Annotated in this window: 20 protein-coding genes; 9 read left to right on the top strand and 11 right to left on the bottom strand. The window is 70.4% G+C overall.

Annotated elements, in window-relative coordinates:
* Positions 1 to 5: 5 nt before the first annotated feature.
* Positions 6 to 2,312, bottom strand: a complete 2,307-nt coding sequence (locus ACFY3C_RS40565) for a transglycosylase domain-containing protein (protein WP_390774406.1) — start codon at positions 2,310 to 2,312, stop codon at positions 6 to 8.
* 456 nt (positions 2,313 to 2,768) lie between these two features.
* On the opposite strand from ACFY3C_RS40565, the gene wblA reads away from it, so the two are divergent.
* Entirely contained in the window at positions 2,769 to 3,107 is a 339-nt protein-coding gene (gene wblA, locus ACFY3C_RS40560) for a transcriptional regulator WblA (protein ID WP_386579621.1), read from the top strand.
* Between the two features lie 257 nt (positions 3,108 to 3,364).
* Here wblA and ACFY3C_RS40555 read toward each other — a convergent pair whose 3' ends face one another.
* Both ACFY3C_RS40555 and ACFY3C_RS40550 read right to left on the bottom strand, forming a co-directional pair.
* Positions 3,365 to 4,750 (bottom strand): ArsA family ATPase, encoded by a 1,386-nt coding sequence (locus ACFY3C_RS40555; protein WP_390774405.1) that lies wholly within the window; start codon positions 4,748 to 4,750, stop codon positions 3,365 to 3,367.
* Positions 4,747 to 5,724 (bottom strand): ArsA-related P-loop ATPase, encoded by a 978-nt coding sequence (locus ACFY3C_RS40550; RefSeq protein ID WP_386579430.1) that lies wholly within the window; start codon positions 5,722 to 5,724, stop codon positions 4,747 to 4,749. The genes ACFY3C_RS40555 and ACFY3C_RS40550 overlap by 4 nt, the downstream gene beginning before the upstream one ends.
* Before the next feature lie 106 nt (positions 5,725 to 5,830).
* Between ACFY3C_RS40550 and ACFY3C_RS40545 the strand changes: the two genes are divergently transcribed.
* The 4 genes from ACFY3C_RS40545 to ACFY3C_RS40530 all read left to right on the top strand — a co-directional run bounded on the left by ACFY3C_RS40545 (position 5,831) and on the right by ACFY3C_RS40530 (position 8,381).
* Positions 5,831 to 5,992, top strand: a complete 162-nt coding sequence (locus tag ACFY3C_RS40545; protein ID WP_003975360.1) for a DUF4177 domain-containing protein — start codon at positions 5,831 to 5,833, stop codon at positions 5,990 to 5,992.
* The gene (locus ACFY3C_RS40540; protein WP_386579432.1) at positions 5,989 to 6,453 is read left to right on the top strand and encodes a RidA family protein; all 465 of its coding nucleotides are present in this window, start codon (positions 5,989 to 5,991) and stop codon (positions 6,451 to 6,453) included. The genes ACFY3C_RS40545 and ACFY3C_RS40540 overlap by 4 nt, the downstream gene beginning before the upstream one ends.
* Positions 6,454 to 6,520: 67 nt before the next feature.
* Complete coding sequence (locus tag ACFY3C_RS40535) at positions 6,521 to 7,402, top strand: NUDIX hydrolase (RefSeq protein WP_390774404.1); 882 nt, start codon at positions 6,521 to 6,523, stop codon at positions 7,400 to 7,402.
* Between the two features lie 148 nt (positions 7,403 to 7,550).
* Entirely contained in the window at positions 7,551 to 8,381 is an 831-nt protein-coding gene (locus ACFY3C_RS40530) for an MBL fold metallo-hydrolase (RefSeq protein ID WP_390774403.1), read from the top strand.
* A gap of 60 nt (positions 8,382 to 8,441) precedes the next feature.
* Here the strand turns inward: ACFY3C_RS40530 and ACFY3C_RS40525 are convergent, their stop codons facing one another.
* Positions 8,442 to 9,263: a nucleotidyltransferase domain-containing protein gene (locus tag ACFY3C_RS40525; RefSeq protein ID WP_390774402.1), complete on the bottom strand. Its 822-nt coding sequence runs from the start codon at positions 9,261 to 9,263 to the stop codon at positions 8,442 to 8,444.
* Positions 9,264 to 9,402: 139 nt separating this feature from the next.
* Positions 9,403 to 10,077, bottom strand: coding sequence for a Crp/Fnr family transcriptional regulator (locus ACFY3C_RS40520; RefSeq protein WP_023547771.1), 675 nt, complete (start codon positions 10,075 to 10,077; stop codon positions 9,403 to 9,405).
* A 276-nt stretch (positions 10,078 to 10,353) separates the two neighbouring features.
* Here ACFY3C_RS40520 and nth point away from each other — a divergent pair, with 276 nt between their 5' ends.
* From nth to ACFY3C_RS40505, 3 genes are all read left to right on the top strand, one after another.
* On the top strand, positions 10,354 to 11,205 hold the full coding sequence (gene nth / locus ACFY3C_RS40515; protein WP_390774401.1) for an endonuclease III: 852 nt from the start codon (positions 10,354 to 10,356) through the stop codon (positions 11,203 to 11,205).
* A gap of 88 nt (positions 11,206 to 11,293) precedes the next feature.
* The gene (locus ACFY3C_RS40510) at positions 11,294 to 11,953 is read left to right on the top strand and encodes an NUDIX hydrolase (RefSeq protein WP_386579441.1); all 660 of its coding nucleotides are present in this window, start codon (positions 11,294 to 11,296) and stop codon (positions 11,951 to 11,953) included.
* Positions 11,954 to 11,966: 13 nt separating this feature from the next.
* Positions 11,967 to 13,166: a MarP family serine protease gene (locus ACFY3C_RS40505; RefSeq protein WP_386579442.1), complete on the top strand. Its 1,200-nt coding sequence runs from the start codon at positions 11,967 to 11,969 to the stop codon at positions 13,164 to 13,166.
* A 27-nt stretch (positions 13,167 to 13,193) separates the two neighbouring features.
* Here the strand turns inward: ACFY3C_RS40505 and ACFY3C_RS40500 are convergent, their stop codons facing one another.
* The 6 genes from ACFY3C_RS40500 to ACFY3C_RS40475 form a co-directional block, all read right to left on the bottom strand.
* Positions 13,194 to 13,373: a hypothetical protein gene (locus tag ACFY3C_RS40500; protein WP_145887608.1), complete on the bottom strand. Its 180-nt coding sequence runs from the start codon at positions 13,371 to 13,373 to the stop codon at positions 13,194 to 13,196.
* Between the two features lie 128 nt (positions 13,374 to 13,501).
* On the bottom strand, positions 13,502 to 14,437 hold the full coding sequence (locus ACFY3C_RS40495) for an alpha/beta fold hydrolase (protein ID WP_390774400.1): 936 nt from the start codon (positions 14,435 to 14,437) through the stop codon (positions 13,502 to 13,504).
* Positions 14,434 to 14,922 carry a phage holin family protein gene (locus tag ACFY3C_RS40490; protein ID WP_390774399.1) on the bottom strand — a complete coding sequence of 163 codons (489 nt, stop codon included), beginning with the start codon at positions 14,920 to 14,922 and terminating at the stop codon, positions 14,434 to 14,436. Before ACFY3C_RS40490 ends, ACFY3C_RS40495 begins: the two co-directional genes overlap by 4 nt.
* Positions 14,923 to 14,977: 55 nt before the next feature.
* The gene (gene nhaA / locus ACFY3C_RS40485) at positions 14,978 to 16,420 is read right to left on the bottom strand and encodes a Na+/H+ antiporter NhaA (protein ID WP_390774432.1); all 1,443 of its coding nucleotides are present in this window, start codon (positions 16,418 to 16,420) and stop codon (positions 14,978 to 14,980) included.
* Between the two features lie 217 nt (positions 16,421 to 16,637).
* Positions 16,638 to 18,593: an acetate--CoA ligase gene (gene acs / locus ACFY3C_RS40480; RefSeq protein ID WP_390774398.1), complete on the bottom strand. Its 1,956-nt coding sequence runs from the start codon at positions 18,591 to 18,593 to the stop codon at positions 16,638 to 16,640.
* Between the two features lie 116 nt (positions 18,594 to 18,709).
* Positions 18,710 to 21,019: a bifunctional SulP family inorganic anion transporter/carbonic anhydrase gene (locus ACFY3C_RS40475; protein WP_390774397.1), complete on the bottom strand. Its 2,310-nt coding sequence runs from the start codon at positions 21,017 to 21,019 to the stop codon at positions 18,710 to 18,712.
* Positions 21,020 to 21,352: 333 nt separating this feature from the next.
* Between ACFY3C_RS40475 and ACFY3C_RS40470 the strand changes: the two genes are divergently transcribed.
* The gene (locus ACFY3C_RS40470; protein ID WP_390774396.1) at positions 21,353 to 22,615 is read left to right on the top strand and encodes a hypothetical protein; all 1,263 of its coding nucleotides are present in this window, start codon (positions 21,353 to 21,355) and stop codon (positions 22,613 to 22,615) included.

Here is a 22,615-nt window from a genome sequence, read left to right as displayed (position 1 = left end):
CGGGACTAGCCCCGCGTGCCCCCGTTCCTGTTCCCGCCGTTGGTCTGTCCCTCGATGAAGTTGCCGGGGAGGGAGATCGTCGGCGTGGGGAAGGTGCCGCCGTTGGTGTCGCCCGTGGCGCCGCCGGTCGTGCCCCCGTCAGTGAGGCCGCCGATCAGTCCGCCGATCAGTCCTCCCGTGTTGTCCCCGTTCTTGCCGCCGTCGTTCCCCCGGCCTTTTCCCCGGCCTTTCCCGTTGGTGTCGTCGTCGGGGATGTCGATCAGGTTGAAGTCCGGGGCCGCCTTGCCCGCCAGGGCGCCCGTCATGGCGTCCTTCCAGATCGGGCCGGGGACCTGACCACCGAAGACGAGGTCGTGGTAGACCCCGCCGATGCTGATCCCGGTCATCTTCACGTTCTGCTTGGCGCTGCCGACCCAGACCGCACCGGCCAGGTTGGGCGTGTAGCCGACGAACCAGGCGTTCTTGCGCTCGTCCGTCGTACCCGTCTTGCCCGCGCTCTCCCGGTCGGTCAGGCCCGCCTGCTGGCCGGTACCGGAGTCGACCACACCGCGCAGCAGGGTGTTGACGGTGTCGGCGGTCTTCTCGCTCATCGCACGCGAGCAGGTCGACTTGGGGACCTCGATCGACTTCTGCTCGTTGCCGATCTTCTGGGTGATCGACTCGATGGCGATCGGGGTGCAGTACATGCCCCGCGCGGCGAAGGTGGCGTACGCGTTCGCCATGGTCAGCGGGGAGAGGCCGATCGAACCGAGGGCGATCGAGGGGGTCTCCGGGAGCTTCGAGCCGTCGCCCTGCACCACGTGCAGCGCGTCGGTCATCTTCACCACCGGGCACAGACCGATGTCGGAGATCAGCTGCACGAAGTAGGTGTTGATGGACTTCGCCATCGCCTCCTTCATGCGGTACGGGCCCTTCTCGGACTCGTTCTCGTTCTCTACCGTCTCGCCCTTGGTGTTGACGTAGGGGTTGCTGCTGCACCGCTGGACCGGGCTCGGGTAGTTCATCTTGTACGGCGCCGAGTACGCCTGCGTCGCCGGCTTGCCGCCCTCGATCGCGGCCGCCGCCACGAACGGCTTGAACGTCGAACCGGTCGGGAAGCCGTAGTTGGATCCGCCCATGTCCCGGTTGACCGAGAAGTTGTACTCGGTCTCGTTGTTGCCGTAGCCGTAGGGCTTCGACTGGCCCATCGCCAGGACCTTGCCGGTGCCGGGCTCGACCAGGGTGGCCGCCGCCGCGACGCTGTCGGACTTGTAGACGTGCTCCTTCAGGGAGGCCTGCACGGACTCCTGCGCCTGCGGGTCCATCGTCGTACGGATGGTGAGGCCGCCGCGGTTCCAGAGCTGGGCGCGCGCCTCGCGGGTCTTGCCGAAGGCCGGGTCGGTCAGGAAGACGTTCTCGACGTACTTGCAGAAGAACGCGGCGCCCTTGGTGGCCGTGATGCAGCCGTTCTTCGGCTGGCTGACGTGCAGGCCGAGCGGCTTCTCCTTGGCCCGGTCGGCCTCCACCTGGGAGATGTCGCCCAGTTCGGCCATGCGCTGCAGGACGGTGTTGCGGCGCTTGGTGGCCTCGGCCTCGTCGTTCACCGGGTCGTAGCGGCTCGGGGACTGGACGATGCCGGCCAGCAGCGCCGACTCCTGCACGTTCAGGTCCTTGGCGTGCTTGGAGAAGTAGCGCTGGGAGGCGGCCTCGACGCCGTAGGCCTGCTCGCCGAAGAAGGTGATGTTCAGGTAGTTCTCGAGGATCTTCTTCTTGCCCAGCTTCTCCTCGATCTGGATCGCGTACTTCAGCTCGCGGACCTTGCGCCCGAGGGTCTGCTGGGTGGCCTCGGCGACCTTGGTGGGGTCGTCGCCGGCCTCCTCGATGAAGTAGTTCTTCACCAGCTGCTGGGTGAGCGTGGAGGCGCCCTGGGAGACCCCGCCGCTCTGCGCGTTCTTGTTCAGGGCGCGCAGCACGCCCTTGAGGTCGATCGCGCCGTGCTTGTAGAAGCGGGAGTCCTCGATCGCGACGATCGCCTTCTGCATGTACGGCGAGATGTCCTTGAGGTCCACCACCGTACGGTCGCGTGAGTAGACCGTCGCCAGCTGGTTGCCCCGGCTGTCCAGTATGGTCGTGCGCTGGCTGAGCTGGGGGCTCTTGAGGTTGGCCGGGATCTCGTCGAAGCCCTTGACCGAGCCCTTGGCCGCGAGTCCGAGCGCGCCGGCAGCGGGCAGCGCGATGCCCGCCATCACGGCTCCCGCGAGCACACTGACACCGAGGAACTTGGCGGCCTGCTGCGTTGCCGACAGGCCACCGCCCGAGCGCTTCTTTGGCATGGGGGCAGCCTAAACCGTTGTGATGAGCGTTCCATCACGGCACGGCAAAGCAGAACGCGTACCTTCTCATTCGCCGGACATGCGCGCAGGCCTTGGCCTAAGCTGCTCTCAACTGTCACAGCACTGCGGCCACGTATCAATACGTCCGGCGACCCCGAATCGTTCCGGAAGTACCCCGATTTTCTGGTGGGGACGTGTCCGAATCCGCCTCGTGTGTCACCTGGCGTCCGTTGTGGCGCACCACAGCCGTCCCGGTTTGCCGGGGTGATCACGCATGTCGCCAGCTCACTCCCGCGGGTGATCTGCCGCTTACCCATAGTCCGTTCGGGCCATTCAAGATTGGGCCCGAAGGGGGTGTTGCGCTGTCCCCACCTTCCGTAACGTCCTCAACTGGCGGCGGTGAATATGCCGCTGCCGCCGTGGGGGAGCCTCGATTCGGGAGAGGACGGCGCCGGTATGGGCTGGGTAACCGACTGGAGTGCGCAGGCTGCCTGCCGCACTACCGATCCGGATGAACTGTTCGTTCAAGGAGCAGCACAGAACAGGGCCAAGGCGGTGTGCACCGGGTGTCCGGTACGCACCGAATGTCTGGCCGATGCGTTGGACAACCGCGTGGAGTTCGGCGTGTGGGGAGGTATGACGGAGCGGGAGCGCCGCGCACTGCTGCGCCGGCGGCCCACCGTGACCTCCTGGCGCAGGCTGTTGGAAACCGCCCGCTTGGAGTACGAGCGCGGCGTCGGCATCGTGCCCCTCGGCAGCGACGAGGTGTACGAGAACTACGCGGCGGTGAGCTGAGGGCATCGCCCCCGGCGTGGACCCGGGGCCACTCCGACCGGCCATCAGGCATGGGAAGCAACGGTCGGACGTGTGTCGTGGGACACAACCGCTGAACACCTGCTGTGCGTGGGCGTGCCCTCGGGGCAACGCCCGCTCGGCAGGCGTGCACGAACTCGGCGCACAGCTCGGTCAGGTGTGCGTCCGTTTACGGCCGGGACCCGGGCGGCTGAGCCGCCCGCGGTGAGCTGGTGAGCGTGAGCCGCCCGCGGTGGGCGCTACGACAGCTCCGTTCGCCCCGCCGCCAGCCGGTCCCCGATGTCGCGCAGGCCCGTGAGGTCGTGCACGTCACCGGGCAGTGCGGGTACCTCGACGACCGCCACCTCGGGGTGGCGGGCGGTGAAGCGGTCACGCGTGCGCTGCTCGCGGGAGAGCAGCTGCATGCGCTCCGCGTGCAGCCTCAGCAGGCCTGCGGTCAGCTGGTCGACGGAACGCTCAGGGTCCGCTTCCGTGTCCCCGGCCGGGGAGCCGTTGTTCGGTGAGCCGCTGTCCACGGCCGGTGAACCGTCGTCCGAGGCGGGGGAGCCGTCGTCCGGAGCCGGTGTTGCGGAAGCGGGAGATTCTGAACTGCCGTACGTGTCGGGAGAGTTACGAAGTCCAGCTTTCCCGCCCCCCTGATCCACAATGCGGGGCTCCTCAAGATTTTCCGCGGCGGCGAGCGCCCGCTCGGCCGACAACCGGCCGGCGCTGCTGCCATGGACCCGGTTGAGCACCAGTCCCACCAGCGGCATGTCCTCCGCGGCCAGCCGCTCCACGAAGTACGCGGCCTCGCGCAGCGCGTCCCGCTCCGGGGCCGCCACCACCAGGAACGCCGTGCCCGGCGCCTGGAGCAGCTTGTACGTGGCGTCCGCGCGCGTGCGGAAACCACCGAACGTGGTGTCCATCGCGGCCACGAAGGTCTGTACGTCCTTCAGCAGCTGGCCGCCCAGCAGCTTGCCCAGCGTGCCGGTCATCATCGACATGCCGACGTTCAGGAAGGCCATCCCCGCGCGGCCGCCGAGCTTCGCCGGAGCGGTCAGCAGCCGGATCAGGCGGCCGTCCAGGAAGGAGCCGAGCCGCTTGGGCGCGTCCAGGAAGTCCAGCGCCGAGCGGGAGGGCGGGGTGTCGACCACGATCAGGTCCCACTCGTCCCTGGCCCGCAGCTGGCCCAGCTTCTCCATCGCCATGTACTCCTGCGTGCCCGCGAAGCCCGCCGAGAGCGACTGGTAGAAGGGGTTGGCCAGGATCGCGGCCGCCCGCTCCGGGTCCGCGTGCGCCTCGACGACCTCGTCGAAGGTGCGCTTCATGTCGAGCATCATGGCGTGCAGCTCGCCCTCGCCCTCGGTGCCCTTCACCCGCCGGGGCACGTTGTCGAGGGAGTCGATGCCCATCGACTGGGCGAGCCGGCGGGCCGGGTCGATGGTGAGGACGACCACCTTGCGGCCCCGCTCGGCCGCCCTGAGGCCCAGCGCCGCCGCGGTCGTCGTCTTGCCGACCCCGCCCGAGCCGCAGCACACCACGATCCGGGTCTTCGGGTCGTCCAGCAGCGGGTCGATGTCGAGCACGCGCGCGGCGGAGAGGTGCGGGCGGGCGGCGTCCTGCGCCTCGGCCGGGTCCGGACTCATGACAACCCCTGCTTCCGCAGCTCGGTGGCGAGTTCGTACAGGCCCGCGAGATCCATGCCCTCGGCGAGCAGCGGCAGTTCGTGCAGCGGCAGGTCCAGCTCGCCGAGGACCGCGCGCTGCTCCTGCTCCAGCGCGTGCCGCTCGGCGTACTCCGCGGCCTGCTCCAGCAGCGGGTCAACCAGCCGCTCGGCGTTCCCGCCCCGCCGGGCCCCGCCGAGCCCCGCGGCCGACAAGGCCTGCGCGAAGGAGGAACGCCGCACGGTCCGTACGAGTTCCAGGTCGGTCGCGTCCAGCACCTGGGGCCGGACCATGTTCACGATGACCCTGCCCACCGGCAGCCGTGCCGCGTGCAGTTCGGCGATGCCGTCGGCGGTCTCCTGGACGGGCATCTCCTCCAGCAGCGTCACCAGGTGCACCGCCGTCTCCGGCGACTTCAGCACCCGCATCACCGCCTGCGCCTGATTGTGTATCGGGCCGATCCTGGCGAGCCCGGCGACCTCGTCGTTGACGTTGAGGAAGCGGGTGATGCGCCCGGTGGGCGGGGCGTCCATGACGACGTAGTCGTACGCGAACCGCCCGGACTTGTCCTTGCGGCGCACCGCCTCGCACGCCTTGCCGGTGAGCAGGACGTCTCGGAGGCCCGGCGCGATGGTGGTCGCGAAGTCGACCGCGCCGAGCTTCTTCAGGGCCCGGCCCGCGCCGCCGAGCTTGTAGAACATCTGGAGATAGTCCAGAAGGGCCAGTTCGGGGTCGATGGCGAGGGCGTACACCTCCCCGCCGCCCGGAGCGACCGCGATCTTCCGCTCTTCGTAGGGCAGCGCCTCCGTCTCGAAGAGCTGTGCGATGCCCTGCCGACCCTCGACCTCCACGAGAAGCGTCCGCTTCCCCTCGGTCGCGAGGGTCAGCGCGAGTGCGGCGGCGACCGTCGTCTTTCCGGTCCCGCCCTTGCCGCTGACGACCTGGAGCCTGCTCACGCCTTCGAGACTAACCAGTCCGGCCGACGGTCACGCGGGAGGCTGTGGATAAACGGTGCTCAGGCCGTCCACCTGTCCCGTGGGTCACAGCGGATACAGTCGGCCCATGACCAAGTGGGAATACGCAACCGTGCCGCTGCTCGTCCATGCCACGAAGCAGATTCTGGACACCTGGGGCGAGGACGGCTGGGAGCTCGTCCAGGTCGTGCCCGGGCCCAACAACCCCGAACAGCTCGTGGCCTACCTGAAGCGGGAGAAGCAGGCGTGAGCGCGGTCGAGGCCAAGCTGGCCGAACTGGGTCTGACCCTGCCGGCGGTCGTCCCGCCGCTGGCCGCGTACCAGCCGGCCGTGCAGTCCGGTGTGTACGTCTACACCTCCGGCCAGCTGCCGATGGTGGACGGCAAGCTCCCGGTCACCGGCAAGGTGGGCGCCGAGGTCACCGCGGAGGAGGCCAAGCAGTTGGCCCGCACCTGCGCGCTGAACGCGCTGGCCGCCGTGAAGTCCGTCACCGGCGACCTGGACCGCATCGCGCGCGTGGTGAAGGTCGTCGGCTTCGTCGCCTCGGCCGCCGACTTCACCGGGCAGCCCGGTGTCGTCAACGGCGCCAGCGAGCTCCTCGGCGAGGTCCTCGGCGACAAGGGCGTGCACGCCCGCAGCGCGGTCGGCGTCGCGGTGCTGCCGCTGGACGCGCCGGTGGAGGTCGAGATCCAGGTCGAGCTGGTTCCCTGAGTTCCCTCAGCCCCGCTGACCTCGGGTACCTCTCGAACATTCGCCCTACACGGGATAGCCTCCGGCCATGGCGAACGGTCAGTGGTACCCCGAGGAGTGGCCCGACCGCATCCGCGCGCTCGCGGACGGCACCCTCACCCCGGTGTCCCCGAGGCGCGCGGCCACGGTGCTGCTCCTGAAGGACACCGCGGCCGGACCGGTCGTTCACATGCTGCGCAGACGCGCCTCCATGGCCTTCGCCGGAGGCGCGTACGCATACCCCGGCGGCGGTGTCGACCCGCGCGACGACGACCGCCAGGTCCGCTGGGCGGGCCCCACGCGCGCGTGGTGGGCCGACCGGCTCGGCGTCGACGAGGCCGGCGCCCAGGCCATCGTCTGCGCGGCCGTCCGGGAGACGTACGAGGAGGCGGGCGTCCTGCTCGCCGGACCCGACCCGGACTCCGTCGTCGGCGACACCACCGGGGACGACTGGGAGAGCGACCGCGCCGCCCTTGTCGCCCGCGACCTCTCCTTCGCCGAGTTCCTGGACCGCCGCGGCCTGGTGCTGCGCTCCGACCTCCTCGGCGCCTGGACCCGCTGGATCACCCCGGAGTTCGAGTCCCGCCGCTACGACACCTGGTTCTTCGCCGCCGCCCTCCCCGAGGGCCAGCGCACCCGCAACGCCTCCACGGAGGCCGACCGCACGGTGTGGATCCGCCCCGAGGAGGCCGCGGCCGGGTACGACAAGGGCGAGCTGCTGATGATGCCGCCCACCATCGCCACTCTGCGCCAGCTGCTCCCGTACGCCACCGCCGCCGAGACGCTCGCCGCCGCGCCCGCGCGCGACATGACCCCGGTACTGGCGCGCGCCCGCCTGGAGAACGGCGAGATCGTGCTGTCCTGGCCGGGGCACGACGAGTTCACCAAGCACATACCGACCGCCCCGAGCACCGGTGGAGGCCCCGCATGACCGACGCCGCAGCCCTGCCCGGCCAGCCGCGAGGCGGTGTGCCGTTTCCTCGTGCGCCCCTTGCACCGCTGCGCGGGCTGCGGGGCGCTGCGCCGGCCTCCGACCGGCGGCTCGACGCATCGACGACGCTGCCGGACGGAGCTTCCGCATGACCGACGCCGCAGCCCTGCCCGGCCAGCCGCGAGGCGGTGTGCTCTCGGGGCCCGCGACCGAACGGGCCGTCAACGTGCTTGCACCCAACGCCTCCGCGATGACCCTGGACGGCACGAACACCTGGATCCTCGCCGAGCCCGACTCCGACCTGGCCGTGGTGATCGACCCGGGTCCGCTGGACGACACACACCTGCGCAGCGTCGTCGACACGGCCGAGAGGGCCGGCAAGCGGATCGCCCTCACCCTGCTCACCCACGGCCACCCCGACCACGCCGAGGGCGCCGCCCGCTTCGCCGATCTGACCGGCACGCGCGTGCGTGCCCTCGACCCGGCGCTGCGGCTCGGTGACGAGGGCCTGGCCGCCGGGGACGTGATCAGCGTCGGCGGCCTGGAGCTGCGGGTCGTGCCGACACCCGGGCACACCGCGGACTCCCTGTGCTTCCATCTCCCGGCCGACCGAGCCGTGCTGACCGGCGACACCATCCTCGGGCGCGGTACGACGGTCGTGGCGCACCCCGACGGCCGCCTGGGCGACTATCTGGACTCCCTGCGCCGTCTGCGGTCCCTGACCGTGGACGACGGCGTGCACACGGTCCTGCCGGGCCACGGGCCGGTCCTGGAGGACGCCCAGGGCGTGGTCGAGTTCTACCTCGCCCACCGCGCCCATCGCCTCGCCCAGGTCGAGACGGCCGTCGAGGACGGCTACCGCACCCCGGCCCAGGTCGTCGCCCATGTGTACGCCGATGTGGACCGCTCCCTGTGGCCGGCGGCCGAGCTGTCCGTGCGGGCCCAGATGGAGTATCTGAGCGAGCACGGGCTGATCTAGTCCGGCGAAGGTCTGGTCCGGCCGAGGGGCAGGGGGCCGGTCCGGCTGCGGGGCGGGCGTCTAGTCCGGCCGTGGGGCTTTGACGCCGTGCACGCGCGCGTACTCCCCGGCCAGCCACGGACCGAGGTCGTCCACGTACGACCGCAGCACGTCCGGGTCGCCGACGGGCTCGTAGCCGTATTCCGCCGCCCTGCGCAGCTCGGCGGCCCGCTCGGGGTAGTACGCGCCGAACACCTCGGCCATCTCCCGCAGATCGCTGGTCCAGCCGTTCCAGCGGGGCATGACGAGGGTGAAGCCGGTGCGGACCAGGTGCCGGGACATGAAGCGCACCAGGGGCCGCCGGGCCTCCGCACGGTCCGCGGCGGCGGCGATCCGCTCCCGCCAGCGGGGGAGGAGCAGCGAGAGGTCGCCGTTGGTCTCCCGGGCGAGCAGGGAGTCGGGGCGGTAGCGGGGCAGGTACTCGGCGAGGTCGTCCCCGAGCAGCGGGGTGCACAGGCAGGCCACGAACCAACCCAGGTCGTACCTCTCCAGGTCGCTCAGCAGCCGGGCCCGGCCGTACAGCAGCGTGCCCACGCCGTCGATCTGCGGGAACTCCTTGTCGAGCGCCTCGCCGAGGGCACGGACGGCCTCCCGGTCGGCGTCGGCGGGCTCCTCGTGCAGCGCGACCAGCAGATCCAGGTCGCTGCGCCCCACGCGCGCGGTGCCGCGCGGAATCGACCCGTAGAGGTAGGCGCTGTGCAGCCGCGTCCCGAAGGTGTCCAGCAGCCGGTCGCGCGCGGTTGCCACGACCGGACGGAACGCGTGCGGCACGCGCGCGAGGGAGCCTTCGCGCTCGATGAAGCCCAGGGCGTCGAGCCCGTGGGGGACGGGGAGTTCGACCATGCGTTCACTGTGCCCCGAGGGGCACGGTGAAGCCGCATGTTTTTCGGTGCCGGTCGGCATCGATCAGCCCGTCCGGCGTTCGAGGACGAGGCCGGTCAGGCCGAAAGCGGGGGCCTGGGGGCGGCAGCCCCCAACGACCTCAGCGCGACCGCTTGGCCAGCCGCTCGACGTCCAGCAGGATCACGGCCCGCGCCTCCAGGCGCAGCCACCCACGCTGGGCGAAGTCCGCCAGCGCCTTGTTCACGGTCTCGCGCGAGGCGCCCACCAGCTGGGCCAGCTCCTCCTGCGTGAGGTCGTGGACGACGTGGATGCCCTCCTCGGACTGCACGCCGAAGCGGCGGGAGAGGTCCAGCAGGGCGCGCGCCACACGACCGGGCACGTCGGAGAAGACCAGGTCGGACATGGCGTCGTTGGTCTTGCGCAGTCGCCGGGCGACGGCGCGCAGCAGGGCGCCGGCCACCTCGGGGCGCGCGTTCAGCCAGGGCTGGAGGTCGCCGTGACCGAGACCGAGCAGCTTGACCTCGGTCAGCGCGGTCGCGGTCGCGGTACGCGGGCCCGGGTCGAACAGCGACAGCTCGCCGATCAGCTCGCTGGGGCCGACGACGGCGAGCATGTTCTCGCGCCCGTCGGGGGAGGTGCGGTGCAGCTTCACCTTGCCCTCGGTGACGACATACAGCCGGTCACCGGGATCGCCCTCGTGGAACAGCGAGTCGCCGCGCGCGAGGGTCACCTCACTCATGGAGGCGCGAAGCTCCGCGGCCTGCTCGTCGTCGAGAGCCGCGAAGAGCGGGTTGCGCCGCAGAACGTCGTCCACGAGTTCTCTCCTTGTCGACCTGCTCAGGGGATCTTGCTCCCCCTTGGTACCAGGGGACCGTGCTCCCCATTTTGCCGGACGATCCAAACAGTGTGATCTGTCACAAGGATGCCGCACAGGTGTCCCAAGGTAAGCGGCAGGGGTCCAATCGGGGGCTGATCTTCCGGGTCCGGGGCGGATGTCGGTGCCTGGCTTTAGGCTGGCCGGGTGTCCAAAACGCCGGTGAGAGCACAGGCCAAGGGGGCTGGGCGGGTGGTTGTACGTCGGGATTCCGCTGTGGGCGAACAAGGCTCTGGCGGAAATAACAAAAGTATGAAATCAGGACAAAAGGTACCTCGTAAAAAACCGGCTGCCAACGAGTCCCGCACCGCCCTGGTCCGCCGTGCCCGCCGCATCAATCGCGAGCTGGCCGAGGTCTACCCGTACGCCCACCCCGAGCTGGACTTCGAGAACCCCTTTCAGCTCCTGGTCGCCACGGTGCTGTCCGCCCAGACCACCGATCTGCGCGTCAACCAGACCACGCCGGCGCTCTTCGCGAAGTACCCCACCCCCGAGGATCTGGCCGCCGCCAACCCGGAGGAGGTCGAGGAGATCCTGCGTCCCTGCGGCTTCTTCCGGGCCAAGACCCGCTCGGTGATAGGGCTCTCCAAGGCCCTCGCCGAGGACTTCGGCGGCGAGGTCCCCGGAAAGCTGGAGGACCTGGTCAAGCTGCCCGGTGTCGGCCGCAAGACCGCCTTCGTGGTCCTCGGCAACGCCTTCGGGCGCCCGGGAATCACCGTGGACACCCATTTCCAGCGGCTGGTGCGGCGCTGGCAGTGGACCGACGAGACCGACCCCGACAAGATCGAGGCGGCCGTCGGCGCGCTGTTCCCGAAGAGCGACTGGACCGACCTGTCCCACCACGTGATCTGGCACGGCCGCCGCATCTGCCACGCCCGCAAGCCCGCCTGCGGCGCCTGCCCCATCGCCCCGCTCTGCCCGGCCTACGGCGAGGGCGAGACGGACCCGGAGAAGGCGAAGAAGCTCCTGAAGTACGAGAAGGGCGGCTACCCGGGCCAGCGCCTGAACCCGCCGCAGGCCTACCTCGACGCGGGTGGCAAGCCGGCGCCGCCGCTGGGGGCCGGATGACGGAACGATCTCGGGGCTCCGGGGCGTTGGACACGGCAGGACGGGGGTGGCGACGACGTACACGCACGACACGCACAGAGGTCCGGTCATGCTGAGCAAGGAGGGTCTGCCGGGCTGGCTGGACCCGGTGGTGCGGGCCGTGGAGACGGTCGAGCCGCTCCAGCTCAGCCGCTTCCTGCCGCCGGAGAACGGCTCGGGCCGGCAGTCGGCCGTGCTGATCCTGTTCGGCGACGGCGAGCACGGCCCCGAGCTGCTGCTCATGGAGCGGGCCGGCTCCCTGCGCTCCCACGCCGGCCAGCCCTCCTTCCCCGGCGGCGCCCTCGATCCGGAGGACGGCGACGCGCACGGCGACGGGCCGCTGCGGGCCGCGCTGCGCGAGGCCGAGGAGGAGACCGGCCTCGACCCGGCCGGCGTCCAGCTCTTCGGCGTCCTGCCCGCCCTCTACATCCCGGTCAGCGGCTTCGTCGTCACGCCCGTGCTCGGTTGGTGGCGCGAGCCCAGCCCGGTCGGCGTCGTCGACCCGAACGAGACCGCCCGTGTCTTCACCGTCCCCGTGGCGGATCTCACGGACCCCGCCAACCGCGCGACCACCGTCCACCCCAGCGGTCACCGGGGTCCGGCATTCCTGGTCGAATCGGCCCTGGTCTGGGGTTTCACGGCCGGAGTGATCGACCGCCTGCTGCACTTCGCGGGCTGGGAGCGCCCTTGGGACAGGGAGAACGAGGTCCCGCTCGACTGGCGGTCATGACAGGGTGTCGTCCGTGAATGTGCTGGACATCTTGTTGCTGGTCGCCGCCGTGTGGTTCGCGGTCGTGGGCTATCGCCAGGGCTTCGTCGTCGGCATCCTGTCGGTGATCGGGTTCCTCGGCGGTGGTCTCGTCGCCGTGTACACGCTGCCCGTCATCTGGGACGCCGTGACCGACAACGCGGAGGTCGGCACCACCGCGGCCGTGGTCGCCGTGGTCGTCGTCATCGTCTGCGCCTCCATCGGCCAGGCCCTGACCACCCACCTCGGCAACAAGCTGCGCCGCTACATCACCTGGTCCCCGGCACGCGCCCTGGACGCCACCGGCGGCGCCCTCGTCAACGTCGTCGCCATGCTGCTCGTCGCCTGGTTGATCGGATCCGCGCTGGCTCAGACCACGCTGCCGACCCTGGGCAAGGAGGTCCGCAACTCCAAGGTGCTCCTGGGCGTGTCGGAGGCGCTGCCCGCCGCGGCCGACACCTGGTTCAAGGACTTCACCTCGGTCCTCGCGCAGAACGGCTTCCCGCAGGTCTTCAGCCCCTTCTCCAACGAGCCGATCAAGGACGTGGAGCCGCCCGACCCGGCCCTGGCGAACAGCCCGGTCGCCACCCGGGCCCAGCGCTCCATCGTCAAGGTCACCGGTACCGCCCAGAGTTGCGGCAAGGTCCTGGAGGGCACCGGCTTCGTCTTCGCCGACCGCCGCGTCATGACCAACGCGCATGTCGTCGGCGGCGTCGACGCGCCCTCCGTGCAGATCGGCGGCGAGGGCCGCAAGTACGGCGCGAAGGTCGTCCTGTACGACTGGAAGCGCGACATCGCCGTCCTCGACGTACCGGACCTGAAGGCGAACGCCCTCCGGTTCACCACCCAGGACGCGGGCGGCGGCGACGGCGCGATCGTCGCGGGCTTCCCGGAGAACGGCTCGTACGACGTCCGTGCCGCGCGCGTGCGCGGGCGCATCACGGCCAACGGCCCGGACATCTACCACCGCGGCACGGTCAGCCGCGACGTCTACTCCCTGTACGCGACCGTCCGCCAGGGCAACTCCGGCGGCCCGCTGCTCACGCCCGACGGCAAGGTGTACGGCGTGGTGTTCGCCAAGTCCCTCGACGACGCCGACACCGGCTACGCGCTCACGGCCGACGAGATCAAGCAGGACATCAGCCGGGGGCGTGCGGCGAACGAGCAGGTGGGCACCGACAGCTGCGCCCTGTAGGGGTGTTGGGGAAGCGTCCCGCGCGGTTCAGCCGCGCGGGTGACGCAGGCGCACGGAGACCCAGCGGGCCCGGCGGCGCAGGATGCGCGGAATTCCCACCCTGAGGTCCGCCTCCGCGAGCTGCGGAGTGCCTCGCTGTGAGGAGCTCGGCCCAGCGGCCGAGCGGCGGTTGCGGGGTGCGTCACTGTAGTCGTGCGTCCAGCCCATACCCCGACGTGTGCCCCTGCCCCAAGGTCGATAACCGCCTCGGCGCCCCCCAATTGGCCTATGCGGCAGGCATGTGGCCGTTCGGGGAACAACTGTTCAGGAACCGGATACTCCACTCACCGGGTTGCTTACCGGTCCGGCTCGGGATCCTTCAGCCAGTTGATCAGTTCGGAAGAGAAGGCCGCCGGGTCCTCCTCGTGCGGGAAGTGCCCGAGACCGTCGAACAGGCGCCAGCGGTACGGGGCTTCGACGTACTCGCCCGAGCCGGCCGCGCTGCGCGTGCGGGCCACCGGGTCCAGTGAGCCGTGCAGATGGAGCGTCGGCACCCGAACCGGCCGCTTCATCCTGCGGTTGAACTGGATGCCGTCCGGGCGGCCCAGCGAGCGCACCAGCCAGCGGTACGGTTCGATCGCGCAGTGTGCGGTGGACGGGATGCACATGGCCCGCTGGTACGTCTCCACGTCCGCGTCCTCCGGCAGCCGCGGCCCGGACCACTCCCGGATCAGCCGGCCCACCAGCGCGCCGTCGTCGGCGGTCAGCTGACGCTCCGGGATCCACGGCCGCTGGAAGCCCCAGATGTAGGAGCCGGCGGCCGTCTGCCGGGCGTCCAGGAGCATCGCGGAGCGCCAGCGCCGGGGGTGCGGCATCGACACGACCGCGAGCCGTCGTACGAGCTTGGGCCGCATCGCCGCCGCCGTCCACGCCAGATAGCCGCCCAGGTCGTGCCCGACCAGCGCAGCGTCCGGCTCGCCGAGCGAGCGAATGACGCCGGTGACGTCCAGGGCGAGGTTGGCCGGGTCGTACCCGCGCGGGGTGCGGTCGCTGCCGCCGACACCGCGCAGGTCCATGGCCACCGCCCGGTACCCCGCGTCGGCGAGCGCGACCAGCTGGTGCCGCCACGTCCACCAGAACTGCGGGAAGCCGTGCAGCAGCAGCACCAGGGGTCCGTCGCCGAGTTCGGCGATGTGGAAGCGCGCGCCGTTGGCGGCGACGTCCCGGTGCGTCACCTTCTCCCCGTGGGGGAGGTCGATCCTCACGGCCGATGTCGCGGCGGGCTCCGTCATGACGACGAGCGTGCCACAGCCTCGATGGCCTCGGGCGCCCGGTCCTGCGGCAGCTCGGGGCGCGGGTGCGGCTTGGCGTTCTGGAGGACGCCCGCCGTCTCCTTCATCGACGCGGCGACCATCTGCGGACCCTGGCTCTTCTTGAGCTTCTTCGCGAACGCCATGCCGATGAGCGTGAGCAGGCCGGCGACCAGCACGTTCGCCGCGAAGGACAGAAGGAAGCAGACGGCGAGGTTCCAGCCGCTCCAGGTCCGAATGCCGTACGCCAGAGCGAAGTTGAGCATCGGCAGGGAGAAGAGCAGCACCATGCCGGCCGCCCCGAACGCGCCGCCGCTCGTCGCGCCGCGCTTGACGTCCTGCCTGAGCTGGGCCTTGGCCAGCGCGATCTCGTCGTGCACCAGCGCCGACATTTCGGTCGTCGCCGAGGCGACCAGCTGGCCGATGCTGCGTTCGGCGCCGACCGGGCTGCCGTCGGGTGCGCTCATCGCGTTCTCCCTCTGAAGTCGTATCTGCCGTCTTGATTTGTACCGTCTCGTCAGATCATGCCGGACGACCGTCCTCCTCGCCCGCCCCGCCCGGCACTTCCGCACCCCCGTGGCGCGCCGCGGCGGCCTGCTCGGCGGCGATGCGGCGGTGCTCGGCGGCCTTGCGCTCGAAGATGTCCGCCATCCGCAGGTGGTAGGCCGGGTCGTCCTGCTCGTAGACGTCCGGAATGCCGTCCAGGTCCTCGTCGCGCTCCTCGTCCTCGCACAGCCCGCGATAGCGGGCGTTGCGTATCTTCAGCAGCACCGTGGCACACAGGGCCGCGATCAGCGATCCGGTGAGGACGGCCGCCTTCACCTCGTCGGTCAGCAGCGTGTCGCCCGTGAAGGCCAGCTCACTGATGAGCAGCGAGACGGTGAAGCCGATCCCGGAGAGGGAAGCCACCGCGAAGATGTCGGCCCATTCCAGGTCCTCGCTCAGCTCCGCGTGGGTGAAGCGGGCCGTCAGCCAGGTGCTGCCGAAGATGCCGAGCGTCTTGCCGACGACCAGCCCGAGCACCACCCCGAGCGTCTCCGGCTCGGTGAACACATCCCTGAGCGCCCCGCCGGAGACCGCCACCCCGGCGCTGAACAGCGCGAACAGCGGTACGGCGAGCCCGGCCGACAGCGGCCGTACCAGGTGCTCGATGTGCTCGCCCGGCGAGTGCTCCTCACCCTCACGGGTGGTGCAGCGCAGCATCAGGCCCATCGCCACGCCCGCGATGGTCGCGTGCACGCCGCTGTTGTACATCAGCGCCCAGACGACGACGGCCAGCGGCAGGTACACGTACCAGCCGCGTACGCCCTTGCGCAGCAGCAGCCAGAAGACCGCCAGCCCGGCGACGGCACCGCCGAGCGCCGCGAAGTTGATCCGCTCGGTGAAGAAGATCGCGATGATCAGGATCGCGAACAGGTCGTCGACGACCGCGAGGGTGAGCAGGAAGGCGCGCAGGGCGCTGGGCAGCGAGGTGCCGATGACCGCGAGGACGGCGAGAGCGAAGGCGATGTCGGTGGCGGTGGGCACCGCCCAGCCCTGGGTGGCGCCGTGCCCGGTGAGGCTGGTGAGGGTGTAGACGAGCGCCGGTACGGCCATCCCGCACAGCGCGGCCACCACGGGCAGCACCGCCGCCCTGGGGTCGCGCAGGTCCCCGGCGACCAGCTCGCGCTTCAGCTCGATGCCGGCGACGAAGAAGAAGACGGCGAGGAGGCCGTCGGCGGCCCAGTGGGCCACGGACAGGTTCAGGCCGAGGGCGCTCGGGCCGAAGTGGAAGTCGCTGACCGCCTCGTAACTGTGCCGCAGCGCGGGGATGTTCGCCCAGACCAGCGCCGTCACGGTGGCGACGAGAAGCAGGACACCGCCGACGGTCTCGGCGCGCAGCGCGTCCGCGACGAAGGTCCGCTCGGGCAGGGACAGACGTCCGAGAACCTTGCGGGCGGTGTTCGGGGTGCGGGGCGCGGCCACGGCGGGGACCTCCGGGTCGGTGGGCAGGACGGAGCGCTTGCCGACCAGACTTCCCGGCACACCTTGAGGATCGTTTCGCGTTGGAGTTTTGCTTAGTTTACCTAAGGTTGCCGTTGGGATGCATCCGGTGATCCGTACGATATGCGCGTTAAGTGCAAAAGGGGCGCCCGGCGAGTTGTCGCCGGGCGCCCCTTCAGCCGTGGACCAGCCGTAGGCCCTAGTCCTCGCTCGGCGCCGCCGGGAGCTTGGCCTGGATGAAGTCCATGACCGTGGAGTCGGTCAGCGTGGTGACGTCACCCAGCTGGCGGTTCTCGGCCACGTCCCGCAGGAGCCGGCGCATGATCTTGCCGGAGCGGGTCTTCGGCAGCTCGGCCACCGGCAGGATCCGCTTCGGCTTGGCGATCGGGCCGAGCGTGGCGCCGACGTGGTCGCGCAGCTGGCCGATCAGCTTGTCGTCCTCGGACGCCGTGCCGCGCAGGATGACGAAGGCGACGATGGCCTGGCCGGTGGTCTCGTCAGTGGCACCGACGACGGCCGCCTCGGCCACCGACGGGTGCGAGACGAGCGCCGACTCCACCTCGGTGGTGGAGATGTTGTGCCCGGACACCAGCATGACGTCGTCCACCCGGCCCAGCAGCCAGATGTCCCCGTCGTCGTCCTTCTTCGCGCCGTCACCGGCGAAGTACTTGCCCTCGAAGCGTGACCAGTAGGTGTCGATGAACCGCTGGTCGTCGCCCCAGATGGTGCGCAGCATCGACGGCCACGGCTCGGTGAGGACCAGGTAGCCACCGCCGCCGTTGGGCACCTCGTTCGCCTCGTCGTCGATGACGGTCGCGGAGATGCCGGGCAGCGGGCGCTGCGCCGAACCGGGCTTGGTCTCGGTCACGCCGGGCAGCGGCGAGATCATCATCGCGCCGGTCTCGGTCTGCCACCAGGTGTCCACGATCGGCGTCCGGTCGGCGCCGATGTGCTTGCGGTACCAGACCCAGGCCTCGGGGTTGATCGGCTCGCCCACGGAGCCGAGGACCCGCAGGGACGACAGGTCGAACTGCGCGGGGATGTCGTCGCCCCACTTCATGAACGTCCGGATCGCGGTCGGCGCGGTGTAGAGGATCGTGACCCGGTACTTCTCCACGATCTCCCAGAACCGGCCCTGGTGCGGGGTGTCCGGGGTGCCCTCGTACATGACCTGCGTAGCGCCGTTGGCCAGCGGTCCGTACACGATGTACGAGTGCCCGGTGACCCAGCCGACGTCCGCCGTGCACCAGAAGACGTCCGTCTCCGGCTTGAGGTCGAACACCGCGTGGTGCGTGTACGCCACCTGCGTCAGATAGCCGCCGGAGGTGTGCAGGATGCCCTTCGGCTTCCCCGTCGTGCCGGAGGTGTACAGGATGAACAGCGGGTGCTCCGCCTCGAACGCCTCCGGGGTGTGCTCGGCGGACTGCCGCTCCACCAGCTCGTGCCACCAGGAGTCCCGCTCGGCGTTCCAGGCGACGTCCTGGCCGGTGCGGCGGACGACGAGCACGTGCTCCACGTTGTCCACCCGGTCGATCGCGTCGTCGACGGCCGGCTTGAGCGCGGACGGCTTGCCGCGCCGGTAGCCGCCGTCGGCGGTGATGACGACCTTGGCGTCCGCGTCCTGGATCCGGGTGGCGAGCGCGTCCGCCGAGAAGCCGCCGAAGACGACCGAGTGCGCGGCGCCGATGCGGGCGCAGGCCAGCATCGCGATCGCGGTCTCGGGGATCATCGGCATGTAGATCGCGACGCGGTCGCTCTTTTGGACGCCGAGTTCCAGCAGCGCGTTGGCGGCCCTGGAGACCTCGTCCTTCAGCTCCGCGTAGGTGATCGCACGGCTGTCGCCGGGCTCGCCCTCGAAGTGGATGGCGACCCGGTCCCCGTGCCCGGCCTCGACGTGCCGGTCCACGCAGTTGTACGCGACGTTCAGCTCGCCGTCCTTGAACCACTTCGCGAACGGCGGGTTCGACCAGTCCAGCGTCTCCGAGGGTTCCTTGGCCCAGGTCAGCCTGCGGGCCTGCTCGGCCCAGAAGCCGAGCCTGTCAGCCTTGGCCTGCTCGTACGCCTCTGCCGTGACGTTGGCATGCGCGGCCAGGTCAGCCGGCGGCGCGAAGCGTCGCTCCTCCTTCAAGAGGTTGGCCAGGCTTTCGTTGCTCACGACATCTCCCTTTCCCAGGGTGTCCGTTGTGTCCCAGGCCACAGCTCATCAGACGCGGGGGGCGGATGACAAGGGTCGACGGCAAAATTGGTTTAGACCTATCCGGGGGTGGCTGGTCACACCGGACTGCGCAGCTCCTTCACTGCGCTCCCGTCGTCCTTCACGTCCTCGAACACCTTTCCGGTTCGCCCGAGCAGATAAGCCTGCGCCTCGCCCACGTGGAAGTACATCCCGTGCAGCTCCAGCGCACCGGCCGCCAGGGCTCGCGCGACCGAGTCGTGCGCCCGCAGATGCTCCAGCTGCTGGACCACGTTGGTCAGGCACAGCTGCTCCACCGCGTCGGCGGGCGCCCGCCCGGCCAGCCGGGGCCAGGCGCGGCGGTCTGAGGCCATCCGCGCCAGGCTCGGCAGCCCGTGCCTGAGCCACCGCTTCAGCGGGGTCTGCGGCTCCCCGGGCTCGGCGGTCAGCAGCGCCTGCATCGCCCCGCACCCGGAGTGCCCGCACACCGTGATGGACCGGACCCCGAGCACCTCCACCGCGTACTCGATCGCGGCCGCCACCGAGTCGTCCCCGTGCTCCTCGCCCGGCGGCGGCACCAGGTTGCCGACGTTGCGGACGACGAACAGGTCGCCGGGACCACTGGAGGTGATCATCGACGTGACGAGCCGGGAGTCGGCGCAGGTGAGGAAGAGCTGCGCGGGCCGCTGGCCCTCCCGTGCCAGCCGTGCCAGCTCCGCCCGCACCAGCGGGGCGGTGTTGCGCTGGAACGAGCTGATACCACGGGCCAGTTCGCGGGCCGCCGGGGCGGCGGGGGCCGAGGGGGTCCCGGCGAAGCAGGACTGGTGGTTGCGCCAGGGCGTCCAGGGGCGGCACCGGCACGCCGCGGACGGGGCCGGGTCGGCGGTCGTGACTCCGTTGCGCCGGCCCGCCAGCTCGGCGGAACCGCCCCGCGCGGTGTGGGCGCTCTGCCAGTCCTGCAGCGACTCGTACGCCGCGTGGTCCATGAACGAACCGTCCAACTCCACGACGGCGTGGGCGCCTTGGGGTACGAGATGCAGGGCTCTGCTGAGCCGGGGCACCGCGAGGAACGTCAGCTGGCCTCGTACATGTACGTGATGGACTCCTTCCTTCTCCTCATGCGTGATACGGGTGCGAGTGAGGCGGTGCAGGGCGAGGGCGACCGCCACGGCGACCCCGAGGGCCACGCCCTCCAGGACACCGAGGAAGACCACGCCGAGTGCGGTGGCGGCGTACACCAGCACTTCGCGGTGGCGGGTCACCGTGCGGATGTGGTGCAGGGACACCATCTGGATGCCGACGGCCATCACCAGGGCGGCGAGCGAGGCGAGCGGGATCTGCTCCAGGAGCGGGACCATCAGCAGCGCGGCGACTACTACGAAAACGCCGTGCAGCATCGTGGAGTTCCGGCTCACGGCACCGGATTGCACATTCGCCGCGCTGCGAACGGCGACCCCGGTGACGGGCAGCCCGCCGAGCGCTCCGGACACGATGTTGGCGGCACCCTGACCGCGCAGTTCCCGGTCCAGGTCCGACCGGGGAACGTGCGGTCCGCCGCGGGCGGCGATCAGCTTGTCGACGGCCACGGCGGACAGCAGTGACTCGACGCTGCCGACCAGGGTGATGGTGAGGACGGCGGTGGCGATGCCCAGCACCGGACCGTCGGGTGGCTGGGGAAGGGCGTGCCCGGACCAGGACGGCAGGTCGACCCGGGGCAGGGCCAGCCCGGTCAGCGCGGCGGTGGCCGTGGCCCCGGCGACGGCGACCAGGGCGGCCGGGACCCCGCGCAGCAGACGGCCGGCGCGGCCGGGGATGCGCGGCCAGGCCAGCAGCAGGGTCAGGGTCAGCGCGCTCATCGACACGGCGGCCGGGTGCAGGTCGGCCAACTGGGCGGGCAGGGCGCGCAGGTTGGCGAGGACGGAGCTGTCGGGGCTGCCGCCGAGGACGATGTGCAGTTGGGCCACGGCGATGGTGACGCCGATGCCGGCGAGCATGCCGTGCACCACGGCGGGGCTGACGGCGAGTGCGCCGCGGGCCACGTGCAGGCAGCCGAGGCTCAGTTGGGCGAGCCCGGCGAGGACGGTGATGCCGCAGGTGGCCTGCCAGCCGTAGCGGTGGATCAGGTCTGCGGTGACCACCGTGAGTCCGGCGGCGGGGCCGCTGACCTGCAACGGGCTGCCGCCGAACCGGCCGGCGACGAGTCCGCCGACGGCCGCGGCGACCAGGCCGGCCTGGAGCGGGGCGCCGGTGGCGAGGGCGATACCGAGGGACAGAGGAAGGGCGATCAGGAACACCGCGACGGACGCGGACAGATCGGCGCCCTTGACGAGGAAGCGCCGGCGCGGGGCCGGTGGGGGGCTGTGCGGCGGGTGGGGGTGGTGGGTGCAAAGGGGGGCGCAGGCTGACATGGTCCCGTCTCCTCCGGGCGGCGCGGTCGCGGACTGGGGGGTGCCCCGCGGGGCGGGGATCGGTCGCGGCCGTGGGGTCACGGCGTGCAGCGGCGGGATGAAATCAACGCTTAGTAAATGAACCGTAATACGAAGTAAAGGACTTGCATAGTTTTTCGGGGCAAATGGAGCATCAGGTCACTCCAGCGAGTGAAGCGAGCATTTCATCGGCTTGTCGTACTAATTCCTTCTCGGCCTCGTGCGACCTTGGCGGCGCTGTCGGCACAACCCGGCACATCACCGCAAAACGCGCTCGCCAGCGTTTGTCCGAGAGAAGGAAGAAGGTGGCGGAACATGGCCGCCAACCAGAGGATCGCCGCCGGCGCCATGGTCGCCGCGGCGTGTGCCGCCTCGCTCGCCGGTTGCGCGAGCTCCAGCGGCTCGAAGGAAGGGTCGTCCGGCCCGCAGAAGGGAGCGCCGGCGCCCAACAGTGTGCTCCGTCTGATCGGCGACGGGTCGACCGCGTTCACCGGTACGCAACCGCATCTGCCCAGCCCCGAGCGGCTGAAGCCCGGTCAAAAGCCCCCGCAGTTCGTGGTGTTCTCCTGGGACGGAGCGGGGGAGGACAGCCAGAAGCTGTTCTCCCACTTCCGCAAGGTCGCCAAGGAGAACCACGCGACGATGACGTACTTCCTCAGCGGCGTGTACATGCTGCCGGAGGAGAAGCGTGACCTCTACCGGCCCCCGCAGCACTCGCCGGGCAGCTCGGAGATCGGCTTCAACGACGAGCAGGGCATCGCCGACACCCTCAAGCAGGTGCGGCTGGCCTGGCTGGAGGGCAACGAGATCGGCACCCACTTCAACGGCCACTTCTGCGGCCCCGACGGCGGGGTCGGCGAGTGGTCGGTGAAGGAGTGGAAGAGCGAGATCGCCCAGGCCAAGGAGTTCGTGAAGACCTGGAAGACCAATACCGCGATGAAGAACGCGGCCCCCCTTCCCTTCGACTACGAAAAGGAGCTGATCGGCGCCCGCACCCCCTGCCTGGAAGGGCAGAAGAACTTCAGGAAGGCGGCAAGCCAGCTGGGCTTCCGCTACGACTCCAGCGGAGTCGACGACCAGGTCTGGCCCAAGAAGAAGGAGGGCCTGTGGGACGTGTCGATGCAGCTGGTCCCCTTCCCGGGGCACACCTATGAGCAACTGACCATGGACTACAACTTCATGGTCAACCAGTCCGGCACACAGACCCAGGGCGACCCCGACATGTACGACTACTGGGGCGATCAGATGCGTGACGGCCTGCTCAAGGGCTTCTACCGGGCCTACGACGGCAACCGCGCGCCCCTGATCATCGGCAATCACTTCGAGTCCTGGAACGGCGGCACCTACATGCGGGCCGTCGACGAGGTGGTGAAGGAGGTGTGCAACAAGTCCGAGGTGCGCTGCGTCTCCTTCCATCAGCTCGTCGACTGGCTGGACGCCCAGGATCCGCAGACGCTGGCGAAGCTGCGCACCCTGGAGGTGGGCCAGGCGCCCCGGCAGGGCTGGGCGTCCTTCCTCTCCGGCCACCAGGCTCCGGCGCCGAAGGGCGTCCCCGGGGCGTCGGCGGTCAAGCAGTAG

Origin of the sequence: Streptomyces sp. NPDC001410, assembly GCF_042895235.1 — a bacterium.
Lineage (GTDB): Bacteria > Actinomycetota > Actinomycetes > Streptomycetales > Streptomycetaceae > Streptomyces.
The sequence above is the reverse complement of the archived record's forward strand: the minus strand, read 5'-3'. Positions and strand labels throughout refer to the sequence as shown.